12 protein-coding genes are annotated in these 15366 nt (G+C 67.2%); 4 read left to right on the top strand and 8 right to left on the bottom strand.

Annotation, left to right across the window (positions count from 1 at the left end):
- Positions 1 to 108 precede the first annotated feature (108 nt).
- Together IWX64_RS01865 and clpB are read left to right on the top strand one after the other, a co-directional pair.
- Entirely contained in the window at positions 109 to 1107 is a 999-nt protein-coding gene (locus IWX64_RS01865) for an aldo/keto reductase (RefSeq protein ID WP_196865429.1), read from the top strand.
- Between the two features lie 147 nt (positions 1108 to 1254).
- Complete coding sequence (gene clpB / locus IWX64_RS01860) at positions 1255 to 3849, top strand: ATP-dependent chaperone ClpB (protein ID WP_196865428.1); 2595 nt, start codon at positions 1255 to 1257, stop codon at positions 3847 to 3849.
- A 28-nt stretch (positions 3850 to 3877) separates the two neighbouring features.
- Here clpB and IWX64_RS01855 read toward each other — a convergent pair whose 3' ends face one another.
- Positions 3878 to 5596, bottom strand: coding sequence for a septum formation family protein (locus tag IWX64_RS01855; RefSeq protein ID WP_196865427.1), 1719 nt, complete (start codon positions 5594 to 5596; stop codon positions 3878 to 3880).
- Between the two features lie 287 nt (positions 5597 to 5883).
- Between IWX64_RS01855 and IWX64_RS01850 the strand changes: the two genes are divergently transcribed.
- Positions 5884 to 6123, top strand: a complete 240-nt coding sequence (locus tag IWX64_RS01850) for a DUF3073 domain-containing protein (RefSeq protein ID WP_196865426.1) — start codon at positions 5884 to 5886, stop codon at positions 6121 to 6123.
- Between the two features lie 94 nt (positions 6124 to 6217).
- On the opposite strand, the gene purM is transcribed toward IWX64_RS01850, so the two are convergent.
- The 7 genes from purM to IWX64_RS01815 all read right to left on the bottom strand — a co-directional run bounded on the left by purM (position 6218) and on the right by IWX64_RS01815 (position 13928).
- Entirely contained in the window at positions 6218 to 7342 is a 1125-nt protein-coding gene (gene purM / locus IWX64_RS01845; RefSeq protein WP_196865425.1) for a phosphoribosylformylglycinamidine cyclo-ligase, read from the bottom strand.
- The gene (gene purF, locus IWX64_RS01840) at positions 7339 to 8898 is read right to left on the bottom strand and encodes an amidophosphoribosyltransferase (protein WP_196865424.1); all 1560 of its coding nucleotides are present in this window, start codon (positions 8896 to 8898) and stop codon (positions 7339 to 7341) included. Before purF ends, purM begins: the two co-directional genes overlap by 4 nt.
- Positions 8899 to 8938: 40 nt before the next feature.
- A complete protein-coding gene (locus tag IWX64_RS16890; RefSeq protein WP_334683105.1) occupies positions 8939 to 9379 on the bottom strand; it encodes a hypothetical protein in 441 nt (146 codons plus the stop codon).
- Between the two features lie 18 nt (positions 9380 to 9397).
- Positions 9398 to 10837, bottom strand: a complete 1440-nt coding sequence (locus IWX64_RS01830) for a DUF2079 domain-containing protein (RefSeq protein ID WP_196865423.1) — start codon at positions 10835 to 10837, stop codon at positions 9398 to 9400.
- Positions 10834 to 11211 (bottom strand): sterol carrier family protein, encoded by a 378-nt coding sequence (locus IWX64_RS01825; RefSeq protein ID WP_196865422.1) that lies wholly within the window; start codon positions 11209 to 11211, stop codon positions 10834 to 10836. The genes IWX64_RS01830 and IWX64_RS01825 overlap by 4 nt, the downstream gene beginning before the upstream one ends.
- 5 nt (positions 11212 to 11216) lie before the next feature.
- A complete protein-coding gene (locus IWX64_RS01820) occupies positions 11217 to 12221 on the bottom strand; it encodes an asparaginase (RefSeq protein WP_196865421.1) in 1005 nt (334 codons plus the stop codon).
- A 90-nt stretch (positions 12222 to 12311) separates the two neighbouring features.
- Positions 12312 to 13928: a molybdopterin-dependent oxidoreductase gene (locus IWX64_RS01815; protein WP_334683104.1), complete on the bottom strand. Its 1617-nt coding sequence runs from the start codon at positions 13926 to 13928 to the stop codon at positions 12312 to 12314.
- Positions 13929 to 14031: 103 nt separating this feature from the next.
- Here IWX64_RS01815 and purD point away from each other — a divergent pair, with 103 nt between their 5' ends.
- Positions 14032 to 15366, top strand: coding sequence for a phosphoribosylamine--glycine ligase (gene purD, locus IWX64_RS01810; RefSeq protein ID WP_196865420.1), 1335 nt, complete (start codon positions 14032 to 14034; stop codon positions 15364 to 15366).

Below are 15366 nucleotides of genomic sequence, written 5' to 3'. Positions count from 1 at the left end.
CTATCAAGCGGGCTCCTCCGCCCCAAGTGGCGTTCTCGCTCAATTGCGATTGTGACCAATCTGCAACTCGCTCTTGTTTCCCTCGGGTCAAAGGCTAAGGGTGGAATCATGACTATTCCCCGGATTGAACTGACCCCCGGCTTCTCCGTCAGCGCCCAGGGCTTTGGCGGTATGGCGCTCACCGATGTCTACGGTGGGTTGCCCAGTGACGAAGCGTTGGCGACCCTGAACCACGCAGTGGATATCGGGGTGACACTGATCGACACGGCAGACGTGTATGGGGCTGGCAGTAACGAGGAACTGATTGCCCGGTTACTTCGGGATCGGCGGGACGAGGTCGAGTTGGCGACCAAGTTCGGGATCATCGGCAGCCCCGCACAGGGTTATTCGGGGGTCCGCGGTGACGCCGCCTACGTCCGCGAAGCCGCCGAAGCGAGTCTCGGGAGGCTTGGTACCGAGGTGATCGACTTGTATTACCTGCACCGGAGGGACACCAGCGTGCCCCTCGAGGAAACGGTGGGAGCAATGGCGGACCTGGTGGCGGCGGGCAAGGTGCGCCATCTGGGCCTGTCCGAGGTAACCGCCGACGAGCTGCAGGCGGCGTGCGCGGTTCATCCCATCGCTGCCGTTCAGAGTGAGTGGTCCATCTGGAGCCGGGATGTGGAGGCCGCCGTGGTTCCGGCGGCGGCACGGCTGGGCGTGGGGTTCGTCCCGTACTCGCCGTTGGGTCGGGGCTTCCTGACCGGCACTGTTCAGGCGGCCTCGCTGGGTGACGGGGACTTCCGCCACCGGGTGCCCCGCTTCGACCCCGAAGCCATGACGGCCAACGCGGCAGTTGTCGAGGCAATCCAGGGCGTTGCTGCCGACGCCGGTGCCACTGCCGCGCAGGTGGCATTAGCCTGGCTGGCTGCACAGGGCCAGCGGTTCGGGTTGCCAGTGGTCCCCATCCCCGGCACCCGGAAGCCACAGCGGATCGATGAGAACGCCGACGCCACCGCAGTGGTACTCACCGAGGCACACCTGGATGTGCTGGCTGGTGCCGCCGCCCAGGTGGTGGGAGACCGCAGCGCCGACCGGGGCTGGGTTTCGCAGGGAAGAGAGGCTTAGGGCCCTACCCCCGTCCCGGCTGGGGTGCTCTACTGGACCCGGTGCGGTGCTGGTTTGCTGTCAGCGAACCAGCTGTAGAACCGCAACCGCGGTGGAGTTGAGCGAGGTAGACTCAACTTACGGTCTAGCTGTTCGGAAGGTTGAGTCATGGACGCCAAGTTCACCACCAAAAGCCAGGAAGCACTGTCCGCCGCGGCAATGAATGCTTCGACAGCGGGAAATCCCCAGGTCGAGCCAGCGCACCTGCTGAAGGCCTTGATGGATCAGCGCGAGGGCGTAGCAGTGGCCCTGCTCAAGGCCTCGGGGGCGGATCCCGACGCCGTTAGCGTCCGTGCGAGCGCTGCGATCAAGGCCCTGCCGTCGTCGTCGGGCTCAACCACGGCGCAGGCACAGTTTTCCCGCGACATCCTGCAAGCCATCAAAGCCGCCCAGCAGGAGGCAGAAGGGCTGGGTGACAGCTTCGTTTCCACCGAGCACCTGCTTTTGGGCATGGCGGCAGGCGTCGGGCCGACGGCCACCATTCTGCAGGGGGCCGGGGCAAGCAGGGAAGCCCTCGCGGCCGCACTGCCGGGCATCCGCGGCGACCGGCGAGTGACCACCCCAGACCCGGAGAACACCTTCCAGGCGCTGGAGAAGTTCGGCGTGGACCTCACCGAGGTGGCCCGGTCCGGAAAGCTTGACCCCGTCATTGGGCGGGACAGCGAGATTCGGCGGGTGATCCAGGTGTTGTCACGTCGCACCAAGAACAACCCGGTGCTGATCGGCGAGCCAGGTGTCGGGAAGACCGCCGTGGTGGAAGGACTGGCCCAGCGGATCGTCGCCGGGGACGTCCCCGAATCACTGCGGGACAAGACGCTGATCAGTCTCGACCTGGGATCGATGATCGCCGGCGCCAAGTACCGGGGCGAATTTGAGGAACGGCTGAAAGCTGTCCTGGAGGAGATCAAGTCCGCCAATGGTCAGGTGGTGACGTTCATCGATGAGCTTCACACGGTGGTGGGTGCCGGGGCTTCCGAGGGGTCCATGGATGCGGGCAACATGCTCAAGCCGATGCTCGCCCGCGGTGAGCTCCGGCTGATCGGTGCCACCACGCTCGACGAGTATCGCAAGAACGTTGAAAAGGACGCAGCCCTGGAGCGCAGGTTCCAGCAGGTCTACGTCGGTGAGCCCAGCGTCGAGGACACCATCGGCATTCTCCGCGGCCTCAAGGAACGCTACGAGGCGCACCACAAGGTGACCATCGCCGATTCCGCGCTGGTGGCGGCGGCCACACTGTCCAACCGGTACATCTCCGGGCGCAAGCTCCCGGACAAGGCGATCGACCTGGTGGATGAGGCTGCCTCCCGGCTGCGGATGGAGATCGATTCTGCCCCGGAGGAGATCGACCAGCTGCGACGCTCGGTGGACCGCCTAACCATGGAGGAGCTGGCGCTCGCGGGCGAGAACGACGACGCCTCCCAGGACCGGCTGCATGCCCTGCGAGCCGACATGGCCGATCAAAAGGAAAAACTCGCCGCACTCAACGCCCGCTGGGAGGCGGAGAAGGCTGGCCTGAACCGGATGGGCGACCTCAAGGCGGCGCTCGAGGACCTTCGCTCACAGGCCGAGCGTGCCCAGCGCGACGGCGACCTGGAACATGCCTCGCGGCTGCTCTACGGGGAGATTCCTGCGCTGCAGCGGGAGTTCGACGCGGCGCAGGAGGCCGAGCCGGAAGACACGCCGCTGCCCATGGTTGCCGAGGATGTGACCGCCGCTGACATTGCCGAGGTGATCTCCGCCTGGACCGGTATTCCCGCTGGGCGCATGCTCCAGGGGGAGAGCCAGAAGCTGCTGCATATGGAACAGGTCATCGGTTCACGGCTGATCGGGCAGACCAAGGCCGTATCCACCGTCTCGGACGCTGTCCGCCGTGCCCGCGCAGGCATCTCCGACCCCGATCGTCCCACCGGATCCTTTCTCTTCCTGGGCCCCACCGGCGTCGGAAAGACCGAACTCGCGAAGGCGCTCGCCGACTTCCTGTTCGACGATGAACACGCAATGGTCCGGATCGACATGTCCGAGTATTCCGAGAAGCACTCCGTCTCCCGGCTGGTGGGTGCCCCTCCCGGCTATGTCGGCTACGAGGAGGGCGGCCAGCTCACTGAAGCTGTGCGCCGCCGCCCCTACAGCGTGCTGCTGCTCGACGAGGTGGAGAAGGCCCACCCGGAGGTCTTCGACATTCTCCTGCAGGTGCTCGACGACGGCCGGCTCACCGATGGGCAGGGCCGGACGGTCGACTTCCGGAATGTCATCCTGGTGTTGACGTCGAACCTCGGCTCCCAGTTCCTCGTTGATCCAGCGCTGTCGGACTCGGCAAAACGCGACGCCGTGATGGCTGTGGTGAACGCGAGCTTCAAACCGGAGTTCCTGAATCGGTTGGATGATGTGGTCCTCTTTGATGCGCTGAGCCTTGAGGAGCTGTCCCGCATCGTCGACCTGCAGGTCCAGTCGCTCGCCTCCCGGCTCCACGAGCGCCGCCTTAACCTCTCGGTGACCGATGCCGCGCGTGAATGGCTGGCGCTGACCGGATTCGATCCCGCCTATGGTGCGCGGCCGCTGCGTCGCCTGGTTCAGCGGGAAATCGGGGACCGGCTGGCCCGCGGCATCCTCGCGGGGAGCATCAACGACGGTGACACGGTGCTGGTGGATCGCGCCAGCGACGGGGATGGGCTCAATGTCGCCGCCGCCGAGGTTTCTGTGTAAGAGGTGCTGGGGTGGCTAGCGTCTTTGATTACTCGTTGATCAGTGTGTCGCTGATGATGTTGCCCTCGCTGCTGGTCACCACGCAGTCCACCCGGCGGTCGCCCTCGGACCAGGACCCCTGGCGCGGGGTCACACGGAGGAGCTCAAGGTTTTCGTAGCGGGCGGCGGTGCCTTCATCCAGGTCGACGCCGTCGCACACCTCCTGCGCCCGGAGGGCCAGCGCGTCATCGCCAGGGAACGCATCGCCCTCGGCGTAGAACGCTGTGGCCAGGAGTTGGGCGTTGTGCGGGGTTGAGCAGGTGACCACCGTGGACTCGCTGTTGATATCCACGAAGTCCCGCAGGCACTGGCCCTCCTCGATGTCGAGAGGCAGCACGTTCTCGGCGATGATGCCGTCGGCTCCGGGGGTGCCGTTGACCACTGGCTCCCGGTCAGGAGTGGCTGTGAGCCCGCCGATCAGGGCGATCAGTCCCCAGATCAGCAGGCCGAGCGCCAGCAGGCCGAGCAGGGCACCACCGATGAGGAGGTTGCGGTTGCGAGGGCTCTTGCCGGGGTCCTGCCGTCCCTCACCACGGGCGGGGTGGGCGCCAGCCGCCGGGAGGCCGTAGGGGCCTCCGGCAGGTTCGGCCTTGGATTCTTCAGGTGTCTGCGGGTAACTGCCGACGGGGCCAGCCGTTGCGCCCCCGGATGGCGCAGTGCCGGACTGTTCAGTGTCGGATAGCGCCGCGTCGGACTGGGCTTTTTCGGAAGGCGCAGCGCCGGACTGTGCTTCTTCGGATGGTGCAGTGCCGGACTGTGCTTTTTCGGACGGTGCAGCGCCGGGGTTGGCATGAGCGGTGCCAACGACGACGGCGGGGGGAGCGCCGGGCGCAGCGGAATCGGCGTCGGGGGAATCCGGGGTGGTTCCCATCTGGGTGCCGTGCTCAGTCTGGTCGAAGAGTTCGTCCCATCGCTGTTCATCTGTTGCGGCGGGGGTCCACCGTGGCGCCTCACCGTCGGCGGCGAAGCTCGGAAGGGAGCGAGTGGTGTCGTTGCTGTCCAGAGGGCCACCGAACGGGTTTGCGTTCTCACCTACAGAAGCATCACCCACAGCAGGAGCATCGGCAACCGGAGCAGCAGCGTCGGGCGCTGCAATGTCGGAACCTGGGCCGCGGGATTCTGGAGCTCCGGATTCTGGAGCGTCGGCGTCTGGCGCCCCGTTCGCATCCTCAGCGGAACCGTCGATGGCAGCTTCGGCCGGGCGAGCGGCGGAGGTGCCGTCGACCTCTGGCGTTCCCCGTGTGGTGCTTGCACCAGCGTCGGCGTCAGGGGTTTCGCCCGCAGCGGCGGGAGCCTCCGCAGTAGCATCGCCGGCCGCTCCGCCGGCAGGCGCAGTGCCTGCTGGTGCCGCCTGGGGCGCCGGGTCGGAGGCGGGAACGGTTCCGGCGACGAGCGCCCCGGCGTCCAGTGCTTCCTGCTCGACCCTGCGGGCCTCGGCCGCAGTCTCCTCCAGTGATGCGGCGCGTGCCGTGTCCTCGCTGATTCTCGCCGGGTTCAGGGATGGTTCGACGAGGTGCAGGTCGTCGGCGGAGACTGACAATTCTGGTTCAACGGTTTCGGGGGATACCTCGGCGTCGGCAAGCTCGACGGCATCCGCATCCACCAGCTGGGGTTCGTCCACGTGAAACGGGTCAACCTGCGGTGGCTGCGTGTCGTTGTGGCCCGGCTCAGCTTCGGAGTCCCGAGGGGTGTGCTCCTGATCGCTCATGGTGTCCTGCCCTGCCTTCGATGTTCTCTCGCGTCCGCCCAGATTATCGGCTCCATAAGTACGACTTTAGCCAAGTTTTGCCTGCGTCACGCGGGGGCCGGAGATTCCAGTTCCGGCGTCGTGGTTAGCGCGATTTACGGGTGGCCGCGGCGGCGCACGCGGCGGTCGCGAAAGCATGTAATCTATAGGTACGACAAACTGACCAAATACTCCGGGGCCTCGCTGCAGCCTTGGGCCGATAGGGCCCCAGTGACCACCTCCGGATCGACGCAAAAGGGGGTCACGCCATGGGGCGCGGCCGTCAAAAGGCAAAAGCTACCAAGCAGGCTCGGGACATGAAGTATTTCAGTCCCGCAACTGACTACACGGCACTGCAGCGAGAGCTCACAGGCCCGGGCGAGCGAGCCTCCAAACGTTCGGCGGATCCGATGGAGCCGGTCGAACCAGATTACTCGGCTTACGCGGACAAGTACGCTGATGTGGTCGATGATGACGAGGATGACGGCGGATCACGCCGCACCGGTTAATCTCCTTCAAAAAAGTGGGGTACCTGCAAAATAGCCGTCAGCTGACGGCGATTCTGCAGGTACCCCACTTTTTTGTGCTGGAACCGCGCCTGGCCTAGGCGTACTGGCCGACCAGGCGCACGGATCCGCCATCGACACCCTTGGCGCCCTGCACATAATCCGGTCCGTCGGTGGACTCGTTGGAGGCATCGGCAATCTGTCCCATCACCCAGGCGGGGACGCCCCGTTCGGTCAGCCGGGCAATGGCGGCGTCGGCGGCGGGCGCTGACACGACGGCGACCATTCCGACACCAAGGTTGAGCGTGCGCTCGAGATCCGGTAGCGGGACGGCGCCAAGCTCGGCCACTAGTTTGAAAATGGCTGGCAGTTCCCAGGTGGACCGGTCCACGGTGGCTTCCAGACCGTGCGGGAGCACCCGGGCCAGATTGGCGGCAAGACCGCCACCGGTGACGTGGCTGAAGCCGTGGACGCCGGCGTCGTGGGTGACCGGCAGGAAGCGGGCCAGGTCCAGGCAATCGGCGGCGTAGACGCGGGTTGGTTCGAGGAGTTCCTCGCCGAGGGTGCGGCCCAATTCGCTGACCTGGCGGTCCAGAGCCCAGCCGGCCTGGTTGATGATCCGGCGCACCAGGGAGTAGCCGTTGGAGTGCAGACCGGACGACGCCATGCCGATGACGACGTCCCCAGCCCGCACCCGGTCCGGGCCGAGTAATGCGTCGGCTTCGACCACGCCGGTGGCGGCGCCGGCGACGTCGTACTCGTGTTCGCCCAGGAGACCCGGGTGCTCGGCCGTTTCGCCGCCCACCAGCGCGGTCCCGGCGACCGAGCAGGCGGCGGCGATACCCCTCACGATGTCGGCGATGCGCTCAGGTACCACCTTGCCGCACGCGATGTAGTCGGTCATGAAGAGGGGCTCTGCGCCCACCACCACAATGTCGTCGACCACCATGCCCACCAGGTCAAACCCGATGGTGTCGTGGATGTCCATGGCCTGCGCGATGGCGACCTTGGTGCCGACGCCATCGGTGGACGTCGCGAGGAGTGGCTTGCGGTAGGTCAGCAGCCGTGACACGTCATACAGGCCAGCGAAACCGCCGACCCCGCCGATAACCTGGGGGCCGTGAGTCGCCCGGACCGCATCCTTCATCAGTTCGACGGCACGATCACCGGCTTCGACGTCAACTCCGGCGCTGGCATAGGTGATGGGGGAGTTGGTGGTCATACCCGTTCTTTCTTGTCTTCGTCGGTCAGGACTGCCTCGAACTCGCTGTCGGGCCCGGGGTCGCATCCGTTGGAGCCGGGGTCCTCAGCCGGATCGATCCGTTCAAGTAGGTTCTTCCCCCGCCGTTCCTCGGCGGGAAGCGCGATGGGGTAGTCGCCGGTGAAGCACGCCGTGCAGAGCCGTTCACGGGGCTGCTCGGTCGCGGCAATCATTCCATCCTCGGAGATGTACGCCAGGCTGTCGGCGCCGATGGAGTTGCTGATCTGTTCCACCGCTGCACCGTTGGCAATCAGTTCTGCGCGGGAGGCGAAGTCGATCCCATAGAAGCAGGGCCAGCGGACCGGTGGGGAGGAGATTTTGACGTGGACCGACGCCGCGCCGGCTTCGCGGAGCATCCGTACTACTGCCCGCTGGGTGTTGCCTCGCACAATCGAGTCGTCCACCACGATGATCCGCTTGCCCCGGATGACCGACTCCAGCGCGTTGAGCTTCAGGCGGATGCCGAGTTGCCGGAGGGTCTGGCTGGGCTGGATGAAGGTCCGGCCCACGTAAGAGTTCTTGACGAATCCGTGGGCGAACGGGATACCCGACTGCTCGGCGAACCCCACCGCGGCGGGGGTGCCGGACTCGGGGACGGGGATCACGACGTCGGCCTCGGCCGAGTTCTCGCGGGCCAACTGGCGGCCCATCTCCACGCGTGCCTCATAGACGGAGCGGCCGGCGATGGCGGCGTCGGGCCGGGCCAGGTAGACGTATTCGAAGACGCAGCCGGCCCTCGTGGGCTCGGCGAATTTACGGGTGCGGACGCCATCCTCGTCGATGGCGATGAACTCGCCCGGTTCGATTTCCCGGATAAAGCTGGCACCGACAGTGGCGAGGGCTGCCTGCTCGGACGCGACCACCCAGCCGCGTTCCAGCCGGCCGAGGACGAGCGGGCGGACGCCGTGCGGGTCGCGGGCGGCGTAGAGGGTGCCCTCGTCCATGAAGACGAAGCAGAAGGCGCCGTTGATCTTGGGAAGCAGTTCCAGGGCTGTCTCCTCGAGGGACCGGCCGTCGTCGCCTGCCAGGAGCGTGGTGACCAGCGCCGTGTCCGAGGTGTTGCCCTGCGCCATTTCGCCGCTGCGGGGCTTGCCGTGGCGATCGAGGACCATCTGGTACAGGTCTGCCGAGTTGGTGAGGTTGCCGTTGTGGGCGAGCGCTACGGTTCCGACCGCGGTGGCCCCCAGCGTGGGCTGGGCGTTGGCCCAGTTGGAAGACCCGGTGGTCGAATAGCGGCAGTGCCCGACGGCGATGTGCCCCTCAAGCGTGTTGAGTGTGGTCTCGTCGAAGACCTGGGACACGAGGCCCATGTCCTTGTAGACGCTGATCCGGGTACCGTCGCTGGTGGCGATGCCCGCAGATTCCTGTCCCCGGTGCTGCAGCGCGTACAGACCGTAGTAGGCGAGCTTGGCCACCTCCTCGCCGGGGGCCCACACACCGAAGACACCGCAGGCATCCTGGGGTCCCTTCTCGCCTGGAAGAAGGTCATGGGAAAGAGTACCGTCACCGCGAGCCATTGCATCATTCTCTCACGCGCTGGCCCCAGCAGTTCCATAGTCAGTCTGTATGTGACTCGTCGTCGTAAGTGCGCTCTGCAACGGTCCTGCGGGAGCGCCGGACGCTGATTCGATCAAGGACGAGGACCAGGAGCGCGCCGAGCAGGAGCCCGGGAATCGCGAACACCATGATGAAAAAACCGAAGATCGATTCGCGGGTCAGGGTGGGATCGCCGGGGCCGGCGTAGGCGACGATCGCAGCGATGATCACTCCCACCAGCACGCCGAGTCCCATGAACGGGGCGAACCGCGGTGCGCGGCGGACCGTCACCTCACGGCGGGCGGGGGCTTGGCCCCGGGCGTTGTCGGAGGTGTTACCAGAGGCGCCGACAAGGGAGTTGTCCGTCTCAGGCGTTGCAGGCGTTGCTTCGGCTGGGGTCGCGGCGTCGGGTGCTGGCACATCTGCGTCCCCGTTGCGGGGTGGGGGTTGCTCTGAGCTCATGCTTTAAGGCTACCGGCGTTAGCCGTTCCGCCTGACCATTTGGTACCCATCGTCCTGGAAGACGGGCTCGTAGGACTCGCCGGGGTAGGTGTCCTCGGCGTGGGCCGCGGCGTCGTCCGGATGGGTGGGGCCCCAGCTCCAGTCCTGGGTGTCGACGATGAGGAAATCGGGGGGCGGATTCTCGGAGCCCAGCCAGAACACCTCGGTGTGGGGCACCAGGTATGGCATCAGCACCACCCCGGTCTCCACGGTGGCGCCCTCGGGGATCTGGTCCATGAGGCGCTGGGCCGTCTCCCAACGCTCGGACTGCCGGTAGGTTTCCGGGTCGGCGAGGGCGGCGAGCGGCTGGGTGGGCAGCAGGAGCAGCGCGACGACGGTTACGGCGGGTACGACGGCGGTCGCGGCCGCCCGCACCCACCGCCGCTCCGACCGGCGGGACGTGTCAATGGCGTCGACCAGTGCGGCGAACAGGACCGGCATCAGTACGGCGCTGTAGTGCCACTCGGTGCCCCAGTACACCGGGTTTTCGGCCACGAAACGCCAGGCCAGGGTGGGAACCATGATCAGTGTGAGCGGGGACCTGAGGAAGAGGAACCCACCCGCCAGCAGCAGCAGCCACACGGTTTCGTATTTGGCGCTGGCGGAGAAGATCGTCACCACAGCACCGACCGGGTCGGCAAGCATCCCGCGGACGTCGATCCGGTCCGAGTAGTCGTACTGGCCGCCGCTGTTGAGCAGGGGCAGGATCACCGCCACGGACAGCAGCATCCAGCCCACTCCCCAGGCCGCGAGCCACAGGCCGATCCGGTCGCGGTGCCGCCAGGCGATGACCAACCCGATCGCCGCGACGGTCAGCCCCAGGTCCTCCTTGACGAAGACCAGCAGGCCGGCCCAGACGACGGCGGCGCGCAGCCGCCCGTTGATCATCGCTTCGAGCGCCAGGGCGAGCAGCGGGATGGCGAACGCAATCTCGTGGAACTGGGCTGCGACCGCGGTCTGCAAGCCCCACGACAGACCGTAGGCCACGCCAAGACAGATGCCGGCAATGGTTCCCAAGCGGCGGATGCCCAGACGGGCGATGACCAGGACCGATGCTCCGATCAGGATGTTCTGCAGCACCAGAAGGGTCAGCCCGGAGGGGAAGAAGGCGTAGGCGGGGCCGAGGAGCACGAGCAGCGGGTGGAAGTGGTCGCCCAGCAGGTTGAATCCGTCCCCCTTGATCGGGACGATGGGCGCATCAAAACCGGCGTAGGCCTTGGCCAGCTGGGTGAAGATGCCTAGGTCCCACGAGGGGGTGTCCATCCGGTTCCACTGCGCCACGGAGAACACCGTGTAGATGATTGTGACCGTGAGGGCTGTGATCAGTGCGGCGGGTGGCTGCCGACGGAACGCCGACCCCGTCGACCGGAGACCGTCAGCGATGAAGGAGGGCCGGTGCGCAGAGTGTTGGACGCTCACGGAGTGTGGCGGCCGGTGGTCGGAAACAAGGGCAACCATTCACTCAGGTCCGCCCGCTGACCGGACGCGGCGACCTTGCCGGCGCTGACGGCGTCGGGCCAGGCCAGTGTTCCGGTGACCAGCCCCAGCCAGGTGGCGGCGTCTGTTTCCACCACGTTCGGCGGGGTACCCCGGGTATGGCGTGGCCCGGGCACGCACTGCGCCACGCCGAAGGGAGGCACCCGCACCTCGACGCTGTTCCCCGGGACCCGCTCGGCGAGCTCTTCGAGGGTGTAGCGGACTGCGGTTGCCGTATCGGGCCGCGCGGCCGTGCCGGACCGCACCGCGTCCAGGGCGGGTTGGCCCGCTGTGGCGGGGATCCGTCGTCGTGCCATGGTGGTTAGTCCAGCAAGGCCATGACCGGTGCGGCGAGCCGGAGCTTGCCGACCGGCTCGTTACCGCCGAGGACAGGCGGCACCACCTTGTCCAGCACGGCGCCCACCTTGTCGACGTCGACCGCACCGGCGGCCGCCAGCAGGGTCAGGCCGACCAGCGTGGTGGCGCGGATGTTGCCGTCCAGGATCTTCAGGGCCAGGGAGACACCGGTGTCGGTGCCCATCACGAGCACCCCTTCGGCACCGTTCTTCGAGATGATGCCCAGATCTTCCATCACCACCGAGTTCTCGCGGCCGCGGCCATGAACGGCCCACGGGTAATCGAGCATGGCCGTGGCGATGGTCGCCGCGCGGGCGTCTGCGTGCTTGTCGGACGGCGCCCGGGAGAACTTGCCGATACCGCGGGCCAGCCCCTTCAGGGAGACCGCTGCCAGGGGAGCACCGCAGCCATCGACGCCCCAGTGCGCAACCTTCTCCTCGGTGTACTCCTCGATGACCGTGGCAATCCGCTGCTGCAGCGGGTGCGACGGGTCGAGGTAGGTGGAGTGGTCCCAGTTGTTTTCGGTGCACGCCCACAGGAACGCGGCGTGTTTGCCGGAGCAGTTGAAAGCGATGCGCTGCTTTCCCCGGTCCGTGCGGACCAGCCAGTTGCGGGCTTCCTCATCCTGGGGCCAGTCGGCCGGGCACTGGAGGTGATCCTCGGACACTCCGGCGGCGCTGAGCATGGTGCGGACCACATCCATGTGCTCGTGGGAGCCCACATGGCTGGCAGCGGCCAGGGCCACCTGGGGGCCACGCAGCGGCACCCCCGACTGCATCGCGGCCAGGGCCTGGAAGGGCTTGAGGGTGGAGCGGGGGAAGACAGGGGAGTTGATGTCTCCCAGTTCGGTGACGACTGTCCCGTCCGCGGCCAGGATCACTGCCGAACCCAGGTGCCGGGATTCGATGAAACCGTTGCGTTCCAGGACGGCGAGGTCGACGGCGTCGGAAGTGGAGAAGGTCTGAGGCATGAGACCAGTATCGCTTATCGGCTGCGGGGGTGGAGCTTGTGCCCACCGAAGGGAACGGACATCCGGTGGGCACAAGTGGGGGGTGGCAGGCTATTCGGCGGAGAACTGCACCGACTGCCAGCCGGACGCGCCGTTGGGCACGGTATCGGCGCGTTCCTCGGTCTGTACGCCGTCGGGATCATAGGCCCGGGCGCGTACCGTGTGTGAACCGGAATCAAGGGTGACCTCGTGGGACCACTGGCGCCAGGTATCCACCGACGCTTCGGCAGCCAGGGTGACTTCCTCCCAGTCACCGCCGTCAATCTGGACTTCCACCTTGGTGATGCCGCGGTGCTGGGCCCAGGCCGTGCCGCCGATCATCGAGGTCCCGGCGGGCACCTGGGCGAAGGATCGGGGCACCTCAACGCGGGCCATCGTCTTGATGGGGCCCTCTTCCGACCATCCGCGGTCGGTCCAGTAGGCCGTCTTGTCGGCAAACCGGGTGACCTCCAGATCGACCACCCATTTGGTGGCGGAAACGTAGCCGTACAGGCCGGGCACCACCATCCGGACGGGGTAGCCGTGTTCCAGGGGCAGCGGCTCACCGTTCATTGAGATCGCGAGCATGGCATCCCGGTCGTCCTGCAGGATCGGCAGGGGAGTGGAGGCGCTGAAGCCGTCGGTGCTGGTGGACAGCACCATGTCGGCACCACCGGTGGGCCGGGCCCGGGCCAGCAGGTCGCGGAGGGGGTAGCCGAGCCATTTGGCGTTGCCAGCCAGGTTCCCGCCCACGGGGTTGGAGACGCAGGTCAGGGTGATGTGGCGTTCGATCAGGTCGGCGTCGAGCAGATCCTGGAAGGTGATGGTGAATTCCTCCTCGACCATTCCGTGGACGCGCAGTTCCCAGGTTTCCAGGTCGATCTGCGGCACGCTCAGGGCGGTATCGATGCGGTAGAAGTCAGGGTTGGGGGTGACCCAGGGGACCACGCCGTCGACGCCGGCTTCCACCCCCGCAGGGATGGCCGGTGCAGCGCTGGCCGGGGCGGGGAAGCTGAGGGCTTCGCGGGCCATGTTGACCGTGTTGCGGGCACCGGCGATGGCGCGTCCTCCGGCGGCCGCGGCACCCGCGATGACTGCGGTGATGCCGGCGGCAGCGAAGAAGGTGCGGCGGCTGGTCCCGCTGGTTTTTGCCTGCCTGGAGTTCGTCTGGGTGGAGTCCAACCCGTGTGCTGCGGGGTCACCGTCGTGAGCGACAGGTGAGGCGTCGCCGTCGTGCGCGGCATGGAGGGCCCGGATAAGGAACCGCAGCGCGAGCAGCCCGACGGCGGTGCCGATCACGGCAGGGATGGCATCCACGAGGGTGGCCCCGGCGCGGGAGATCACGGCGGCCACGATGATAGCTCCCATGAGCACTACACCTGCGACGCCGAAAGCCCATCGACGGTAGGCGACCACACCGAGAATCGCGGCGAGGATGACGATGGTGACGCCCATGCCGACGAACAGGGCCACCTTGTCATTGGTGCCGAAGGTGGCGATCGCGAAGTCCTTCAGCCACGGCGGCGTGAAGTCGATGAAGGTGGAGCCCAGCGCGATCAGGGGCGCGGCGCGGGCGGTCAGGAAGGCGCCGAGCAGTTCGGCAACGCCCAGCACCAGACCCGCCGCCACGATCCCGGCGAGTGCGGCCAGCATGGTTCCCTTACGCCCGAGGCGTTGTAAAGCTTTCATGACCTTCATTCGTAGTCGTGGGGCACGGGTATGGGTTGTCATAGGCCACATCGGCCCGTCACAGCTTCGCGAGGACTCAGCGGAGACAGTACGCTGATCTACTGTGAAGGTTCTAGTGATAGGCCCCGGCGGCCGCGAACATGCCCTTGTCCGAGCGCTGCTGGCCGATCCGTTCGTGCACAAGGTGCACGCCGCCCCCGGCAACGCGGGAATCAGCGCGATTGTGCCCACCCACCCGGTTGACGCCGTCGACCCCGCCGCCGTGACAGCCCTGGCCCAGTCGCTGGGCTCCGATCTGGTGGTGATCGGCCCGGAAGCGCCGCTCGCCGCCGGGGTTGCCGACGCGCTGCGGGCCGCCGGTATCCCGGTCTTCGGTCCGTCCCGGGAGGCCGCGCAACTGGAGGCCTCCAAGGCGTTCGCCAAGCAGATCATGGCGGCGGCCAACGTTCCCACCGGGATGGCCCGGGTCGCCTCAACTGCCGAGCAGGCGGCCGACGCGCTCGACATCTTCGGAGCCCCCTACGTCGTCAAGGATGACGGGCTGGCCGCGGGCAAGGGAGTGGTGGTCACCGCGGATCGGGCCGAGGCCCTCGCCCACGCGCAGGCCTGCTTCGACGCGGGCGGAACGGTGGTGATCGAGGAGTTCCTCGACGGACCCGAGGTTTCCCTCTTCGTCCTCTCGGACGGCCTGAACGTGCTGCCCCTCGCGCCCGCCCAGGATTTCAAACGCATTCACGACGGCGACCAGGGCCCGAACACCGGCGGCATGGGCGCCTATTCGCCGCTGGAGTGGGCGCCGGCTGGACTGGTCGATGAGGTCATCGCCCGGGTAGCGCAGCCCACCATCGACGAGATGGCCCACCGCGGAACCCCGTTCGTGGGAGTCCTCTACGTTGGTTTGGCGTTGACCACGCGCGGTCTGCGGGTCATTGAATTCAATGCCCGCTTCGGCGACCCCGAGACCCAGGCCGTCCTGGCCCGGTTGAAGACGCCGCTGGGCGGGGTGCTGCTGGCCGCGGCGAAGGGCGAACTGGACCGGGTGGAACGGCTGCACTGGTCGCCCCAGACGGCGGTGTCGGTGGTCCTCGCGTCGGCGAACTACCCCGATGCTCCCCGAACCGGCGACCGGGTGCGCGGGCTGAAGAAGGCCGAGGCGATCGACGGCGTGCAGGTGCTGCACGCGGGAACCGCCAGGAAGCTCGGCAAGGTGGTTTCCGCCGGGGGCAGGGTGCTCGCCGTCGTTGGGCTCGGCGACGACCTCGCGGCCGCCCGGGCCAAGGCCTACAGCGGCCTGGCCGAAGTGAAGCTGAAGGGCGGGCAGTACCGGAGCGACATCGCCCTGGTTGCTGCGCAGGGCGGGATCGTCGTGGCCTCACCGGCCCCATCGCCCGTCACGGCGTTCTCCGCCGGGTCCGCCTCCACCCCTGCCGGGGAGTGA

The organism is Arthrobacter sp. CAN_A212 (assembly GCF_015752345.1).
Lineage (GTDB): Bacteria > Actinomycetota > Actinomycetes > Actinomycetales > Micrococcaceae > Arthrobacter_D.
Note: the sequence above shows the minus strand (reverse complement) of the source record. Positions and strands in the feature narration are given on the sequence as shown.

Coding starts and splice junctions, on each gene's coding strand:
- IWX64_RS01850 (WP_196865426.1), top strand. CDS start 5,884: ATGGGGCGCGGCCGTCAAAAGGCAAAAGCTACCAAGCAGGCTCGGGAC.
- IWX64_RS16890 (WP_334683105.1), bottom strand. CDS start 9,379: ATGAGCTCAGAGCAACCCCCACCCCGCAACGGGGACGCAGATGTGCCA.
- purM (WP_196865425.1), bottom strand. CDS start 7,342: ATGACCACCAACTCCCCCATCACCTATGCCAGCGCCGGAGTTGACGTC.
- clpB (WP_196865428.1), top strand. CDS start 1,255: ATGGACGCCAAGTTCACCACCAAAAGCCAGGAAGCACTGTCCGCCGCG.
- IWX64_RS01820 (WP_196865421.1), bottom strand. CDS start 12,221: ATGCCTCAGACCTTCTCCACTTCCGACGCCGTCGACCTCGCCGTCCTG.
- purF (WP_196865424.1), bottom strand. CDS start 8,898: ATGGCTCGCGGTGACGGTACTCTTTCCCATGACCTTCTTCCAGGCGAG.
- IWX64_RS01855 (WP_196865427.1), bottom strand. CDS start 5,596: ATGAGCGATCAGGAGCACACCCCTCGGGACTCCGAAGCTGAGCCGGGC.
- IWX64_RS01825 (WP_196865422.1), bottom strand. CDS start 11,211: ATGGCACGACGACGGATCCCCGCCACAGCGGGCCAACCCGCCCTGGAC.
- IWX64_RS01865 (WP_196865429.1), top strand. CDS start 109: ATGACTATTCCCCGGATTGAACTGACCCCCGGCTTCTCCGTCAGCGCC.
- IWX64_RS01815 (WP_334683104.1), bottom strand. CDS start 13,928: ATGAAAGCTTTACAACGCCTCGGGCGTAAGGGAACCATGCTGGCCGCA.